Below are 14,507 nucleotides of genomic sequence, written 5' to 3'. Positions count from 1 at the left end.
TGGGCGCCAATGCACCGCCCACCATCATTCTCGTCCCGGAGGAACACGGTCCTCAGGCAGTCGCTGCCTGTTGCGCTTCGAGCCATTGATGCAGTTGAGCCCGAAGCGCCTGTATCCGCCTCGGTGGCTGTTCCACCGTCCGGGCGCGCAAGGCCTCGATACGCCGCAACGCCTGGGCATCGAGGGGTTTCTCTTGCTGGGCTTCAAGGATCGAATCGGCCTGAGCCGGCTCATTGCAGATCAACACCATGTCGCAACCCGCCGCGCGGGCGGCCTTCGCACGCTCGGCGGGACTGCCGATGGCTTCTGCGCCCGCCATAGCCAGGTCATCGCTCAGAATGGCCCCACGAAAACGGAGCTCCCGGCGCAGGATGTCCTGTAGCCAGATGCGCGAAAAACCGGCGGGCTGGTCGTCCACCTGGGGGTACAGCACGTGCGCGGGCATCACGGCATCCAGATCACCCAGGACGGGGCGAAAAGCGGCGATGTCGTCCGCTTCGATCTCGGCCAGAGGACGATCATCGACCGGCAGAGCAACATGGGAGTCCGCCTTTACGGCCCCGTGCCCCGGAAAATGCTTCCCTACGCTGGCCATTCCGCCTGCCGCAAGGCCGCGAATGAGCTCGCCGGCCAGGCGTGCGATGACGTCCGGGTCATGATGAAAAGCCCGATCCCCAATGACCTCGCTCACGCCAATGTCGCGGTCCAGGACGGGGGCAAAACTGAAATCGATCCCAGCTTCGCGCAACTCCAGTGCCAGCAGTTCCCCAGTGGCATGGGCCAGCTCGCAGGCCTTGTTGCGGTCGTAGTCATCGACCTGCCCCAGATCCCGCATGGGCGGAAGCCTGGTGAAGCCATCCCGCAGACGCTGGACACGCCCGCCCTCCTGATCCACGGCAATGAGAATGCCGGGTCGCTCGGCGCGTATCGCATCGGTGAGCGCCCTCACCTGCTCCGGCGTGCCGGCATTGCGGGCGAACAGGATGACGCCGCCCGTGGCCGGATGCCGCAGGCGTTCACGATCTTCCGGGGTCAGTTCCAGACCGGTCACATCGAGCATGACAGGCCCCAGGGGCAGGGATACGGGAGAAGCCATTGAATCGGTACTCAACTGGCGCTCGTGACCCGAGCAATCCTTTTAGGATAGCGAGGCTTCGGGACGGAATGCGAGTGTTTTGAGCTTCTCGATGCGATCGCGGATCCGTGCGGCCTCTTCGAACTCCAGGTCGCGGGCCTTCTGGAACATCTCCTGCTCGAGCTTCTCGATCTCCCTGGCGGCGTTCTCCGGGGCGTCGATGTAGTCCGGTGCGTCCTCTGCGACCTTCTTCTGGCCGCGACGGCGCCCGGAACCCGGCGTGGCGTTGCGCGCCTCGAGGATGTCCGCAACGTTCTTCCGAATCCCCTGCGGAGTGATGCCATGCGCCTCGTTGTGGGCGATCTGCCGGTCCCGGCGGCGCTCGGTCTCGTCCATGGCCCGCTGCATCGATCCGGTGACCTTGTCCGCGTACAGGATCGCCTTGCCGTTCACGTTGCGCGCCGCGCGCCCGATGGTCTGGATCAGGGAGCGGTCGGAGCGCAGGAAGCCCTCCTTGTCGGCGTCGAAGATCGCCACCAACGAGACCTCGGGCATATCCAGCCCCTCGCGCAGGAGGTTGATTCCCACGAGGACATCGAACTCGCCCAGTCGCAGGTCGCGGATGATCTCCATGCGCTCGACGGTATCGATATCCGAATGCAGATAGCGCACCCGCACACCGTGCTCCGAGAGATAGTCGGTCAGGTCCTCGGCCATGCGCTTGGTCAGAGTGGTGATCAGTACGCGCTCGTCACGCTCCACCCGCTCGCGCACCTCGGACAGGCAGTCATCGACCTGGCTGCCGGCCGGGCGTACCTCGAGAATCGGATCCAGAAGCCCGGTGGGCCGGACGACCTGATCGATAATCGCCCCGGCATGTTCGCGCTCGTACGGCCCCGGCGTGGCGGAGACGTAGATGGTCTGCGGCTGCAGGGCCTCGAATTCCTCGAAGCGCAGCGGGCGGTTGTCCAGCGCCGATGGCAGGCGAAAGCCGTATTCCACCAGCGTCTCCTTGCGCGAGCGGTCGCCCTTGTACATCCCCCCCACCTGCGGCACCGACACATGCGACTCGTCGATCACCAGCAGCGCGTCCTTGGGCAAGTAGTCGAAAAACGTGGGGGGAGGCTCGCCGGGTGCCCGGCCGGAGAGATAGCGCGAGTAGTTCTCGATACCGTTGCAGTAGCCGATCTCGAGGATCATCTCCAGGTCGAACAGCGTGCGCTGCTCCAGTCGCTGTGCCTCGACCAGCCGATCCTCCTTGCGCAGGAAGTCGAGGCGTTCCTTGAGCTCGTCGCGGATCTGGTCCACCGCACCCAGAAGCGTCTCGCGCGGGGTCACGTAGTGTGTCTTCGGGTAGATGGTCAGGCGCGGAACCGTGCGCAGCTGCTCGCCAGTCAGCGGATCAAAGTACGACAGGCGCTCGATCTCGTCGTCGAACAACTCGATGCGTACGGCCTCGATCTCGGATTCGGCGGGGTGGATGTCGATGACCTCCCCGCGTACCCGGTAGGTGGCGCGACGCAGTTCGGTATCGTTGCGGGTGTACTGCAGCTCGGCCAGACGGCGCAGCAGGTCACGCTGGTCGATACGGTCCCCGCGCTGCAGATGTAGCACCATCGACAGATACTTTCGCGGGTCGCCCAGGCCGTATATGGCGGACACCGAGGCCACGATGATCGCGTCGCGGCGCTCCAGCAGGGCACGCGTCGCGGACAGGCGCATCTGCTCGATGTGGTCATTGATCGAGGCGTCCTTTTCGATATAGGTATCCGAAGACGGGACGTAAGCCTCCGGCTGGTAGTAATCGTAGTACGAGACGAAGTACTCCACCGCGTTGTTCGGGAAGAACTCCTTGAACTCGCCATACAGCTGTGCGGCCAGGGTCTTGTTCGGCGCCAGTACGATGGTCGGGCGCTGCAGGTTCTGGATCACATTGGCGATGGTGAACGTCTTGCCGGACCCGGTTACGCCCAGCAGCACCTGGTGGGCCAGCCCTGCCGCGATGCCATCGGTCAGCTCGCGGATTGCCGTCGGCTGATCACCGGCGGGCTGATACTGCGATACCACCTTGAATTGTTCGGCCTCTTCTGGCTGCACGCCTTATCCTCCGCGCCTGATTTCAGTATTATTTCGCCACTCTGCGGCCGGTTATGCATTCGCGTCTGGCCGTCCACCCAGCCCAACCCGCATGAGGCCCGCCTTGGATATCGAGCTCTCCGATCGCGTTCAGCGCATCCAGCCCTCCCCTACCCTGGCCGTCAGCGCGCTGGCCGCACAACTGCGGGCCGAGGGTCGCGATATCGTCGGGCTGGGGGCCGGCGAGCCGGATTTCGATACCCCGGAGCATATCAAGCAGGCGGCGATCGACGCCCTTGCCCGCGGGGAGACCAAGTACACTCCGGTGGACGGTACCGCGGGGCTGAAAGACGCCATTATCCGCAAGTTTGATCGCGACAACGGGCTTTCGTTCGAGCGCGACCAGATCCTGGTCTCCTCCGGCGGCAAACAGAGTATCTTCAACCTCTGTCAGGCCCTGCTGAACCCGGGCGACGAGGTGGTGATCCCGGCGCCCTACTGGGTCTCCTACCCCGACATCGCACTTCTGGCCGGCGCGCGGCCCGTCGTGGTCAGCGCCACCCAGGAGGCGGGATTCCGGATCACGGGCGAGCAACTCGCGGCGGCGATCACGCCAAATACCCGTCTGGTGTTTATCAACAGCCCGTCCAATCCCACCGGTGCTGCTTACACGGCCGATGAACTGAAGGCACTGGCCGAGGTATTGCGCGAGCACCCCCGGGTGGTCATTGCGACCGACGACATGTACGAACACATCCTCTTCGGCTCCACGCCATTTGTGAACATCGTGAATGTTGCTCCCGACCTGCTCGAGCGCACTGTCGTGCTCAATGGCGTGTCCAAGGCCTACGCAATGACCGGCTGGCGGATCGGCTACGCGGGGGGCCCAAAGAATCTGATTGCGGCGATGAAAAAGATTCAGTCGCAGAGCACCTCCAATCCCACCTCGATTGCCCAGGCTGGCGCACAGGCCGCGCTGGACGGCGACCAGGGCTGCGTGATCGCGATGTGCTCCGCATTCGCCGAACGTGCCCGGCACGTGGTGGACGGGCTGAACGCGATCGACGGCATCGACTGCCTGATGCCCGACGGTACGTTCTACTGCTTCCCGCAGGTAACGGGGCTGATGCAGGCTGCCGATATCGATACCGACGTGGCACTGAGCAAGCAATTGCTGGACGAGGTTGGCGTCGCGCTGGTGCCCGGAAGCGCATTCGGGGCACCCGGTCATGTGCGCGTCTCGTTCGCCACCAGTGTCGAAACGCTGAACAAGGCGCTGGAGCGGCTGCGGAAGTTTGCCGCAACCCACCGCTGAGCGGCATTGAAGCTTGACGGGGTCGACGCCCCCCATTACGATCTGCGGCCTATTCCCCGGTAGCTCAGTCGGTAGAGCGGGTGACTGTTAATCACTAGGTCGGCGGTTCGAGCCCGTCCCGGGGAGCCAGACAAAGATCAAGGGCCAGGTCTGCAATGCAGCCTGGCCCTTTTTCATGCGTGTCATTCGCGCTCAGTCCGGTTCGTGTTCGATGGGCTCCAGAGACTGCAGATAGGCCGCGATTGCTCGCCGATCGTCACTGGTCAGATAGGACGTTCCGTGTTCGATTACGTCGGCCATGCTGCTACCGGCGAAGTCCCCGTCACGGGTAATCCCCATTTCCAGGTAGCGAGCAATATGGCGTGCCCCCCAGCGGCCGATACCGGTCTCACGATCCGGCGTGATATTGGGTGCCACGTCTCCATCCGGCATTCGTGCCCCGGCACCCAGGCGCTCAAGATCAAGCCCGCCCGTCCGCGTCCTCGGGGTGTGACACTCCATGCAATGGCCCAAGGCCTGAATCAGATAGGCGCCGCGGTTCCATTCCTCGGATTCGTCGGGATTGGCCTCGAACTCTCCTGGCTCGAAATGCAACCATTTCCACACGCTGAGCGACGGCCGAAAGCGTACAAACCAGTCCAGATCGTGAGGGGTGTTTTCCCTGGCCACAGGCTCGACTTCGGACTGCAGATAGGCCCATAGCGCCTCCACATCCTTGTCCTTCATCCTGGTGTATGCAGTGTACGGAAACGCAGGGTAGTAGTGAGTCCCATTCGGGCTTCGCCCTTCTCTCAGCGCCTTTTTGAAGTCGTCCTCCGACCAGCCACCGATGCCGTACTCCTCGTCCGGAGTGATATTGGGGCCGTAAAACACCCCGAACGGACTTTCGATGGGGCGCCCACCGGCGAGGAAATCGCCCTCCTCTGCGGTGTGACAGGTCACGCAGCCGCCGGCACGCAAGACATACTCACCGTAGGCGATGCGATCCTCCTCGCCCGCCTGCGGATCGGCTTCGCCGATTTCCACATCTGCCTGTACGGCAGGTCCCAATGCGACGACAGCAATGGCCAGGGCCGGCAGCCAGACCGCCGGCCCTGTACGCCTTGTAGTCACCACCACCGCTCAGTCGCGGCGGAAATCGTCGTGGCAGGCCTGACAGGACTGGCCAAGGTTGCGAAAACGAATGGGAAGCTCGTCGTCGTCACCGGCCTCCACGGCTGCGTGCAATTCCTCGGCCGCTTCCTTGGTGTCCTGGGCGAGTTCCTGGAAACGATCCCAGTCGTCCCAGATTTCCTCCCTGGCATCAGTATCCGGGAAGTCACTGCCCTCGGGGAACAACGCGGGAATATCGCCCGTGAGGTCCACCAGATGCTTGGTATGCATCTCCAGGTTTTCACCAAAGTCAGCGCCGTCGACAATCACCGCGGCGATGGAACCCACATTGCCACCGATCGCCCGCATCACGCCCTGACGGTAATCAATGGTTGCCTCGTGTTCGTCAAACGCGTGCACGGAATGTACGGCCCCCAGCCCCAGCGCCAGCGTACCGACAACTGAAGCCACGGTCAGGAATCGAAGCGGTTTTTTCATTGGGTATCCTCCCTGTTCCAGGAACATCGAAAGAGCCGCACACCCGCCGCGGCCCGCCAGGTACAGCCTTCAATATAGATGTCCAGGCGGCGTTCACGCCATCGGCGCCTTCACGCCCCGATCACGCCGACCTCTCGACATTGACCCCATAAAATTGCGGGTGTTCCCCGAGCGATCCTTCGAGCCTGTCGCGATACAATCCGGCTTTCACCCATCCGCCAGGATCCCAATGCCTGCCACCGATGAACTGGCCCTGCGCCAGGCGATTGTCGACACCGCGCTCGAGACCAACCGGCGGGGACTGAATCAGGGCACTTCGGGCAACGTCAGCGCGCGCCTGGGCGATGGCATGCTGATTACCCCGTCCGGCATGCCCTACGAATCCCTGGGCCCCGAGGACCTAGTCGCCGTCGATGCCAGCGGCCACTGGCCCGACCACCAGAAGCCTTCCAGCGAGTGGCATTTTCATCGGGCCATCCTGCAGGCGCGCCCGGAATTGAACGCCGTGGTGCATGTTCACTCGACCTATGCCAGTGTTGTCGCAATTCAGGGGCGTGATATCCCCGCCCTGCACTACATGGTAGCGGCCGCCGGGGGCAACTCGATCCGCTGTGCCCCCTATGCCACGTTCGGAACGGAGCAGTTGTCACGTTACGCAGTGGACGCGTTGCAGGATCGCCTCGCGTGCCTGCTGGCCAATCACGGCATGATCGCGACCGGCCCGGATCTTGCTCGCGCCCTTTGGCTCACCGAGGAAGTCGAGCTGCTTGCGCAGCAGTATGTGCTGAGTTTGCAGATTGGCGGCCCGCAGCTCCTCGGCGACGAGGAGATGGCGCGCGTACTGGAGAAATTCCGGGACTACGGACCGCCCCGGGCCGCGCAAAACAGCTGATCTACAATCCGCCCAGCGGGCTCGCAGACTCCGGGGCGCTCATCGGCGCAAATTCATTCAGGTGGCGCGTTTGCTGGTAGTGCCGCAGGGCCCAGGATACCGACGGAAATGCCAGCTCTTCGGGCAGGTCATTGAAGTCGAACAACGCGACCTCCTCGGACTCGGGTCCCGGCGAGACATCCTCACTGAGCAGTTCGGCGCGATAGATCATCTGCACCTGTCCAATATGCGGCAGGCTGTAGACGGCTAGAAGGCGATCGATACGCAATTTGGCGCGCGCTTCTTCCCAGGCCTCGCGCTCGGCGCCCTGCTCTGTCGACTCGCCAAGCTCCATGTATCCTGCAGGTAGCGTCCAGTGCCCCTTGCGGGGATCAATCGCCCGGCGGCAAAGCAGGACCCGCTCCGCCCATGTGGCGACGACGCCCACCACGATCCGCGGGTTTTCGTAATCCACGAAGCCACAGTGAGAACAGATTTTGCGTTCGCGATCATCATTCTCGGGCACGGCCCGGTGGAATTCGGGGTGAGGGATGCTGGCGTCACGGGACATGGTATACGGTCGCTTTGCGGGTTCATGACCACGCGCCGGAACGTGAGACCCGGGCGATGGTCTTTTCTGACAGACAGTGATTCACGTAACAACCGCCGCCAGGGGGCAGCGATGACACAGGGAACACAGTTCACCGTGGGCGAGCTCGTCCACCATAGCAAGTTCGGCTACCGCGGTGTGATCGTCGAGGTTGATCCGGTCTTTTCCGGCTCGGACGAATGGTATGAAACAGTGGCCAGAAGCCGGCCACCCAAGGATCAGCCCTGGTACCACGTGCTGGTGGACGGCTATTCCCACAGTACGTATGTCGCCGAACGGCACCTGGAGGCGGACACCTCCGGTCAGCAGATCGACCATCCGGCCCTCGGCCGGTATTTCGATCATTTCCTCAACGGGCGCTATTGCCGGGGGAGCAATTCGCGCACCCACTGAGTCCACCCTTCTCCGGCCGAACCACAGGACCAGGACAAACGATGACCCAGGACAACCGCCGCAGCCGCGTCGTCACGGAAGGCCCACGCCGCACCCCCAACCGCGCCATGCTGCGTGCGGTAGGCTTCCGCGACGAAGACTTTCGCCGCCCGATCATCGGCATCGCAAACGCCCACAGCACCATCACGCCCTGCAATATCGGGATCGGGGCCCTCGCCGAGCGTGCGGAAAACGCCGTTCGCAAGGCTGGTGGCATGCCGCAGACCTTCGGCACCATCACCATCTCCGACGGCATTTCGATGGGCACGCCCGGCATGAAGTACTCACTGGTGTCGCGCGAGGTGATTGCCGATGCCATCGAGACGGTCGTCAACGGGCAGAGCCTGGACGGGCTATTGGCCACCGGCGGCTGCGACAAGAACATGCCCGGTGCCATGATGGCCATCGCCCGGCTCAATGTGCCCGCGATCTTCGTCTACGGGGGCACGATCAAGCCAGGCCACTACAAGGGGCAGGACCTTACGATCGTCAGTGCATTCGAGGCGGTGGGCCAACATGGCGCCGGGAAGCTGTCCGATGAGGATCTGGCCGGCGTGGAACGCAATGCCTGTCCGGGCGCAGGCTCCTGTGGCGGCATGTTCACCGCCAACACCATGTCCAGCGCCTTCGAAGCGATGGGCATGAGCCTGCCCGGCTCATCGACGCAGGCCGCGGAGGATCCGGAAAAAGCCGAGTCCGCCGCCCGTTCGGCCGAAGTCCTGCTGGAGGCGATCCACGCCGACCGCAAGCCCCGGGACATCCTGACCCGCGAGGCTTTCGAAAATGCCCTGGCCGTGGTCATGGCCGTGGGCGGTTCGACCAATGCCGTGCTTCATCTGCTGGCCATTGCGCACTGTGCCAACGTGTCGTTGAGCCTGGACGATGTGGAGCGCATTCGCCGCCAAACGCCCGTCCTGTGCGACCTGAAACCGTCCGGCCGCCATGTGACAACCGAATTTCATGCCGTCGGCGGGACCCCCCAGGTCATGAAAATCCTCCTGAACGGCGGTTTGCTGCACGGCGACTGTCTGACCATTACCGGCCAGACCCTGCGCGAGGTTCTGGCGGATACACCCGATGCGCCCCCTCCGGACCAGAGCATTATCCGCACGCTGGATGCGCCCCTTTACCCGCAAGGACACTTGGCGATCCTGAAGGGCAACCTGGCCCCGGAAGGCAGCGTGGCCAAGATCACCGGGCTCAAGTCCACCTCGATCCGGGGACCGGCACGGGTATTCGAATCCGAAGAGGAATGCCTCGACGCAATCCTGTCAGGCAGGATTCAGTCGGGCGACGTGATCGTAGTGCGCCATGAAGGCCCACGCGGGGGCCCCGGAATGCGCGAGATGCTCGCGCCAACGGCGGCAATCATCGGTGCGGGCCTTGGCGACTCGGTTGCGCTGATCACCGACGGTCGCTTCTCCGGAGGAACGTACGGCCTCGTCGTCGGGCATGTAGCGCCCGAGGCGGCGCAAGGTGGGCCCATTGCCCTGGTGCGCGAGGGCGACACCATCGAGGTCGATGCCGGCTGCAATCGCCTGGCGCTCGAAATACCGGAAGACGAACTGGCCCGGCGACGCAGCGCCTGGCAGGCACCCCCACCGCGATTCGATCGAGGTGTCCTCGGGAAATACAGCCGGCAAGTCGGGTCCGCCAGTCGCGGCGCGGTCACCGACGACTTCCGCTAACCCCGGCCCCGATGACGCACCCGGACCCTCGCCACCCCGACTTCAGCATGATGCCGCCGGTGATTGGCTTTTTGCTGATCACCAACGTCGCGCTTTTCCTCGCCTTGCCCTGGCTGGGTGAATGGCTGATGACCCATTTCGCCCTGTGGCCCATCGGCACGCCGTCGATGATCCACCAGGACGGCCAGTGGCTGCGTGTCCCGGATTTCCAGCTCTGGCAGCTCTTGACCTACGGCTTTCTGCACGGTGGCCTGGTCCACCTGTCGGTGAACATGTTCGCCGTCTGGATGCTGGGGGTGCAGATCGAGAACGCCTGGGGATCTCGCACCTTCGCGTTGTACTTCCTGATCTGCGTAATCGGTGCGGGGCTCGTACAGCTCGTGGTCACCGCCTACGGCGATAATGGCATGGTCTACCCCACCGTTGGGGCCTCCGGGGGGGTGTTCGGGGTCTTGCTGGCGTTCGGAATGATGTTTCCCAACCAGCGGCTCTATCTGTTCTTCCTGCCCATCCCGATCAAGGCGAAGTACTTCGTCATTGCCTATGGCGCGCTGGAGCTCTACCTGGGGATATCCGGCACCCTCGCGGGGATCGCACACTTCGCACATCTGGGCGGGATGGCGTTCGGATTTCTCGCCATTCAGTACTGGCGCGGCAGACTCCCGATCCGTCCGCGCCAGCGAAGGTTCTGGTGGTGAGCCTTCAGGAGGCGCTGGCGCGGGATTTCAGATAGGCGGCAAAGTCATCCTTGAGCTCCGGATGCATCAGCGCGAACTCCACTGTGGCCTCCAGATAGCCCAGCTTGCTCCCACAGTCGAATCGACGACCGGCGAAATTCAAGGCTGTTACGCGTTCTTCCTGAAGCAATTTCGCGATTGCGTCGGTCAACTGGATCTCGCCACCCGCCCCGGGCTCCTGCTCGGCCAGCAGTTCGAAGATACGCGGCGTCAAGATATAGCGGCCCACGACCGCGACACTGGAAGGCGCGTCGGCCGGCTCGGGCTTCTCCACGATCCCCCGCACATCCCAGGTACGAGGACCCGTTTCCACCGGATCGATGATGCCGTATTGATGGGTACGGTCCGCGGGAACCTCTTCCACGCCCAGCACACTGCAGCCATGCTCGGCAAAGGCATCAACCATCTGTTTGGTGGCGCCACCCTGCTCTTCCTCGATCAGGTCGTCCGCCAGGATCACCGCGAAGGGCTCGTTGCGCACCACCGGGCGTGCACACGCCACCGCATGGCCCAGCCCAAGCGCTTCCGCCTGACGCACGTACACGCAGGTGACATTGGGCGGCACGATGTCGCGCACTTGCTGCAGCATCTCGGTCTTGCCGCGTTCCTCGAGCTCCGTTTCAAGCTCGTAGGCCTTGTCGAAATGGTCGGGAATGGAACGCTTGTTACGCCCGGTCACGAACACCAGCGTCTCGATACCAGCCCGCACGGCCTCCTCCGCTGCATACTGGATCAGCGGCTTGTCCACGATCGGGAGCATCTCTTTGGGGTTGGCCTTGGTGGCCGGCAGAAAGCGGGTGCCCATGCCCGCTACAGGAAAGACGGCGGTACGGATCGGCGGAATATTCGGGTTCATCCTGGCTCCAGGCGGAAAAGGCGACGGGCGTGCTGCCCGCCGCCCGCGATCGGGCTACTCGATCTCGATGCGTTCGAGATTCATCTCCACCGTGCGCTCGCCGATGCCGGACACCTCCGTCAGCGCCTGAACCGAGGCAAACGGACCATGAGCTTCACGATGTTCGACAATCGCCTCGGCCTTGACCTGGCCAATGTTGTCCAGCGTCGCGAGTTCCTCCGCCGTCGCCGAGTTCACGTCCACCGGCGCCTGCCCCCCCGAAGCGGTGACCAGCGCCAGCGGCAGCACGCACAGGGCGGCAAAGAACCAGCATTTCACACAGTAGATCGCATTCTTCATAGTAACTGCTCCATGTTGAGTAATGACCGGCGCAACCCTTGCGCCAAGGCCATCCTAACGGGATCAGTGGCTCTCGAAAACCCTCTCCAGGCGATGTGCGAATTCGGTCGCAGCCACGGCCGGATCTGCTGCGCGGGTGATGGGTCGCCCCACTACAATGGCACTGGCCCCGGCCTTGAGGGCACTTTCGGGCGTCATCACCCTGCGCTGGTCGTCCCCTGTGGCATCCGGGAGTCGAATGCCGGGGGTCACCAGCATCGGCCCCGAGCCCAGTTCCTCGCGCAACATACTCGCCTCCTGGGCCGAGCATACGAGCCCCTCGAGCCCGGCCTGGGCGATGGCCAGATTGCCCAGCAGGCGGACGTGCGCCTCCGGGCTTCGCTGTAACCCGGTCTCGCGCAGTGTCTGCGCATCGCTGGAGGTCAGGACGGTAACGGCCAGAACGGCGGTGTGATCATTGACCTCGCGGACTGCCTCGTGGGCGGCCTGCATCATTTGCAAGCCACCGCTGGCGTGCACATTCACCAGCCACACGCCGGTACGGGCCGCCGCGCGGCAAGCCGCGGCAACCGTATTGGGGATGTCGTGAAACTTGAGGTCCAGGAAAACGCGGAAGCCGAGGTCGTGAAGCCTGCCCAGCAGATCGGGGCCGGCCACGACGAACAGCTCGAATCCGACTTTCAGTGCGCACAGCGACGGATCGAGGCGCTGCGCGAGTGCGACGGCGCTGTCGGCATCGGCAAAGTCGAGTGCAACAATCAGGCGAGGCGCTGGCGAGTGATCGACTGTTGGCATGAATGTTCCTGCTTGTGTGGGTATCAGCGTGTCCCTTCCCGGACCAGCGCATCTTCGGCTTCCTCGGTGCTGGCGTCGAGTTCAAAATCCAGCCCCCGCAGGGTATCCCAGCGGCGACAGCTGGGACATTGCCAGACGTGGGCGCGACCCTGATAGCCGCAGTTCGTGCACTGATACAGGTGCTGACTGCCCAGCTGATCGGATAGCGCCTTTTCGAACGCGGCGAACTCTACGTTGTAGTCCTGCACCGCAGGGAGAATCTTCATCCACCGTACGGCCTCGAGCAAGCCCGAAGTCGGCACCGGGCGCTGGGACAGGATCATTCCGAGCTCTGAGAGCGCGGCGTCCAGTCGCCCCGTACGTCGGTACAGGCGCATCAGCGCGATGCGGGCGACCGTGATGCCACGGCTGTTCGCCAGATCCTCCAGTGTCTGCTCCAACTGACCCAGACGGTTTTCGCCCGGCAGAGCCTGGTGCAGCCGTTCGAGCCGCGGCACCACTAGTGGAGCAAGCTGTGGGGTACGTGCGACAGCCTCACGCCCGTAGGCGATCGCATCAGGAATGCGCTCTTCCCGCTCAGCGATCTCGGACTGAATCAGCAGGGCCCGCGACAGACCGCGAACGAGCTCCTCCGCCTGTGCGGCACGCTCGGCCGCAACCGTTCGATCGCCACGTTCCAGCGCAATGGTGGCCAACTCGCAATGATAGTGCGCGATCAGCAGGTGTTCGTTTGGCACATCAAGCGATTTCAGCCGCGTCCCCACCTCGATCGCACGCTCCCATTCCCGCTGGGTCTCATACACGTGTTGCAGGCCCTTCAAAGCCCTTACCGCCTGATGCGGTGAGTCCGCGAGTTCGCGGAAAACGGCTTCGGCCCGATCCAGCACACCGGCAAGCAGGAAATCCTGCCCCAGTTCACACAGCGCCTGCGCACGTTGCTCGTCCTTCAACGAGGGGCGTGCCACCAGATTCTGATGAATCCGTATGGCTCGATCCACTTCACCCCGGCGTCGAAACAATCGGCCGAGAATCACATGCGTTTCAAAGGTTTCGTGATCGACCTCCACCATTTCGATGAACGCCTGCAGCGCATCATCCGTCCGGTCGTCGAGTAGATACCGGACACCTTCCAGGTAGCGATGAAGGGAGGGTTCCTGGTCCTCCTGGTCTTCAGGGTGGATACGGCGCGCCACCCACCAGCCGCTCGCAGCGGCCACGGGCAACAGCAACCAGAACCAATCATTGATCACGGGGTACTCCCAGAGATGCCGACCAACGCAGATGCAGCCTTCCGGCTAGTGCACCAGAAGGCAATGGGGTCGACGAAGCAGGCACGCGCTGAGGGCTATACGATTCGGCCCGACCACCGCAAGGTACCGGGCTCATGTAGCAGGTCCGAAAGACACCCTCCGTGCCTTTTCCGCGCACAGGATGCTCTCCATCGCGGGCCTGCACCTTGCTCAGGGCCCCTTAGTAGAAGTCCCGCATCGGGGCCGTACGCATCTGCTCGACCTCGGTCTTCAGTGCGCGATTCTCTGCACGCAGATCCGCGATCTTCTGGTTCAGTCGACGAATGCGGAGTAGCAAGATCGACGCGGCAACCACCACGCCTACGAGCGCGGATATACCCAGCAGGACTACCAAAGGTGCCTGTACGTCCATCCACGGCAGGCTGAGGGTCACCTGCCCCTCATTGAACACTACAAGAATACCGATCGCCGACGAGATCATGATCAGCAAGGCAAACGCGACTGCGTTCCGGACCTGCTGGCGCCTTCGATCGGACATCCCGACTACTCGTCGACGAGCGCGGGAGTGTTGACCCGTTCTCGCAATTCCTTGCCGGGCTTGAAGTGCGGGACGTGCTTGCCCGGCAATGCGACCCCTTCTCCGGTCTTGGGGTTTCTTCCCAACCGCGGGGGACGGAAATGCAGGGAAAAACTGCCGAAACCACGAATCTCGACTCGCTGGCCGTGCGCCAGGGCCTGACTCATGCGCTCCAGCAACGCCTTCACGCACATCTCTACATCCCGTGCGGGCAGGTGAGGCGATTTCTGGGCGAGGCTTTCGATCAATTCCGATTTGGTCATCTCACGCTCGTCACAGACAGGTAAGGAGGAGCC

16 protein-coding genes and 1 tRNA gene are annotated in these 14,507 nt (G+C 63.3%); 6 read left to right on the top strand and 11 right to left on the bottom strand.

Features of this window, described 5'->3' with window-relative positions; all coding sequences use genetic code 11:
• Positions 1-52: 52 nt before the first annotated feature.
• The gene (gene nagZ, locus C935_RS0104820; protein WP_018861384.1) at positions 53-1,060 is read right to left on the bottom strand and encodes a beta-N-acetylhexosaminidase; all 1,008 of its coding nucleotides are present in this window, start codon (positions 1,058-1,060) and stop codon (positions 53-55) included.
• Positions 1,061-1,138: 78 nt separating this feature from the next.
• Positions 1,139-3,172 (bottom strand): excinuclease ABC subunit UvrB, encoded by a 2,034-nt coding sequence (uvrB, locus tag C935_RS0104815; protein ID WP_018861383.1) that lies wholly within the window; start codon positions 3,170-3,172, stop codon positions 1,139-1,141.
• 103 nt (positions 3,173-3,275) lie between these two features.
• On the opposite strand from uvrB, the gene C935_RS0104810 reads away from it, so the two are divergent.
• Positions 3,276-4,466, top strand: a complete 1,191-nt coding sequence (locus C935_RS0104810) for a pyridoxal phosphate-dependent aminotransferase (protein WP_018861382.1) — start codon at positions 3,276-3,278, stop codon at positions 4,464-4,466.
• Between the two features lie 53 nt (positions 4,467-4,519).
• Positions 4,520-4,595, top strand: a tRNA-Asn gene (locus C935_RS0104805).
• A 63-nt stretch (positions 4,596-4,658) separates the two neighbouring features.
• Here C935_RS0104805 and C935_RS0104800 read toward each other — a convergent pair.
• Both C935_RS0104800 and C935_RS0104795 read right to left on the bottom strand, forming a co-directional pair.
• Positions 4,659-5,585 carry a c-type cytochrome gene (locus C935_RS0104800; RefSeq protein ID WP_026278645.1) on the bottom strand — a complete coding sequence of 309 codons (927 nt, stop codon included), beginning with the start codon at positions 5,583-5,585 and terminating at the stop codon, positions 4,659-4,661.
• A 3-nt stretch (positions 5,586-5,588) separates the two neighbouring features.
• Positions 5,589-6,056 (bottom strand): cytochrome c, encoded by a 468-nt coding sequence (locus C935_RS0104795; protein WP_018861380.1) that lies wholly within the window; start codon positions 6,054-6,056, stop codon positions 5,589-5,591.
• Positions 6,057-6,285: 229 nt separating this feature from the next.
• On the opposite strand from C935_RS0104795, the gene C935_RS0104790 reads away from it, so the two are divergent.
• Entirely contained in the window at positions 6,286-6,948 is a 663-nt protein-coding gene (locus C935_RS0104790) for an L-fuculose-phosphate aldolase (RefSeq protein ID WP_018861379.1), read from the top strand.
• A gap of 1 nt (position 6,949) precedes the next feature.
• Here C935_RS0104790 and C935_RS0104785 read toward each other — a convergent pair whose 3' ends face one another.
• Positions 6,950-7,498 (bottom strand): NUDIX domain-containing protein, encoded by a 549-nt coding sequence (locus C935_RS0104785; protein ID WP_018861378.1) that lies wholly within the window; start codon positions 7,496-7,498, stop codon positions 6,950-6,952.
• 111 nt (positions 7,499-7,609) lie between these two features.
• Here C935_RS0104785 and hspQ point away from each other — a divergent pair, with 111 nt between their 5' ends.
• From hspQ to C935_RS0104770, 3 genes are read left to right on the top strand one after another with little or no spacing between them, the layout of a single operon-like run.
• Complete coding sequence (hspQ, locus tag C935_RS0104780) at positions 7,610-7,930, top strand: heat shock protein HspQ (RefSeq protein WP_018861377.1); 321 nt, start codon at positions 7,610-7,612, stop codon at positions 7,928-7,930.
• A gap of 41 nt (positions 7,931-7,971) precedes the next feature.
• Positions 7,972-9,657, top strand: a complete 1,686-nt coding sequence (gene ilvD, locus C935_RS0104775) for a dihydroxy-acid dehydratase (RefSeq protein ID WP_018861376.1) — start codon at positions 7,972-7,974, stop codon at positions 9,655-9,657.
• An 11-nt stretch (positions 9,658-9,668) separates the two neighbouring features.
• Entirely contained in the window at positions 9,669-10,355 is a 687-nt protein-coding gene (locus tag C935_RS0104770) for a rhomboid family intramembrane serine protease (protein ID WP_018868220.1), read from the top strand.
• A 4-nt stretch (positions 10,356-10,359) separates the two neighbouring features.
• Here C935_RS0104770 and galU read toward each other — a convergent pair whose 3' ends face one another.
• The 6 genes from galU to C935_RS0104740 form a co-directional block, all read right to left on the bottom strand.
• On the bottom strand, positions 10,360-11,250 hold the full coding sequence (galU, locus tag C935_RS0104765) for a UTP--glucose-1-phosphate uridylyltransferase GalU (RefSeq protein ID WP_018861374.1): 891 nt from the start codon (positions 11,248-11,250) through the stop codon (positions 10,360-10,362).
• A gap of 54 nt (positions 11,251-11,304) precedes the next feature.
• A complete protein-coding gene (locus tag C935_RS0104760; protein WP_018861373.1) occupies positions 11,305-11,589 on the bottom strand; it encodes a ComEA family DNA-binding protein in 285 nt (94 codons plus the stop codon).
• Positions 11,590-11,652: 63 nt separating this feature from the next.
• Entirely contained in the window at positions 11,653-12,384 is a 732-nt protein-coding gene (gene pyrF, locus C935_RS0104755; protein WP_018861372.1) for an orotidine-5'-phosphate decarboxylase, read from the bottom strand.
• Between the two features lie 23 nt (positions 12,385-12,407).
• The gene (locus C935_RS0104750; RefSeq protein ID WP_018861371.1) at positions 12,408-13,634 is read right to left on the bottom strand and encodes a tetratricopeptide repeat protein; all 1,227 of its coding nucleotides are present in this window, start codon (positions 13,632-13,634) and stop codon (positions 12,408-12,410) included.
• 220 nt (positions 13,635-13,854) lie between these two features.
• Positions 13,855-14,172 (bottom strand): lipopolysaccharide assembly protein LapA domain-containing protein, encoded by a 318-nt coding sequence (locus tag C935_RS0104745; protein ID WP_018861370.1) that lies wholly within the window; start codon positions 14,170-14,172, stop codon positions 13,855-13,857.
• A gap of 5 nt (positions 14,173-14,177) precedes the next feature.
• A complete protein-coding gene (locus tag C935_RS0104740; RefSeq protein WP_018861369.1) occupies positions 14,178-14,474 on the bottom strand; it encodes an integration host factor subunit beta in 297 nt (98 codons plus the stop codon).
• Between the last annotated feature and the right edge of the window lie 33 nt (positions 14,475-14,507).

The sequence above is a fragment of the Thioalkalivibrio sp. ALJ3 genome (genome assembly GCF_000377205.1).
In the GTDB taxonomy this organism is placed as follows: Bacteria; Pseudomonadota; Gammaproteobacteria; order Ectothiorhodospirales; family Ectothiorhodospiraceae; genus Thioalkalivibrio.
The sequence above is the reverse complement of the archived record's forward strand: the minus strand, read 5'-3'. Positions and strand labels throughout refer to the sequence as shown.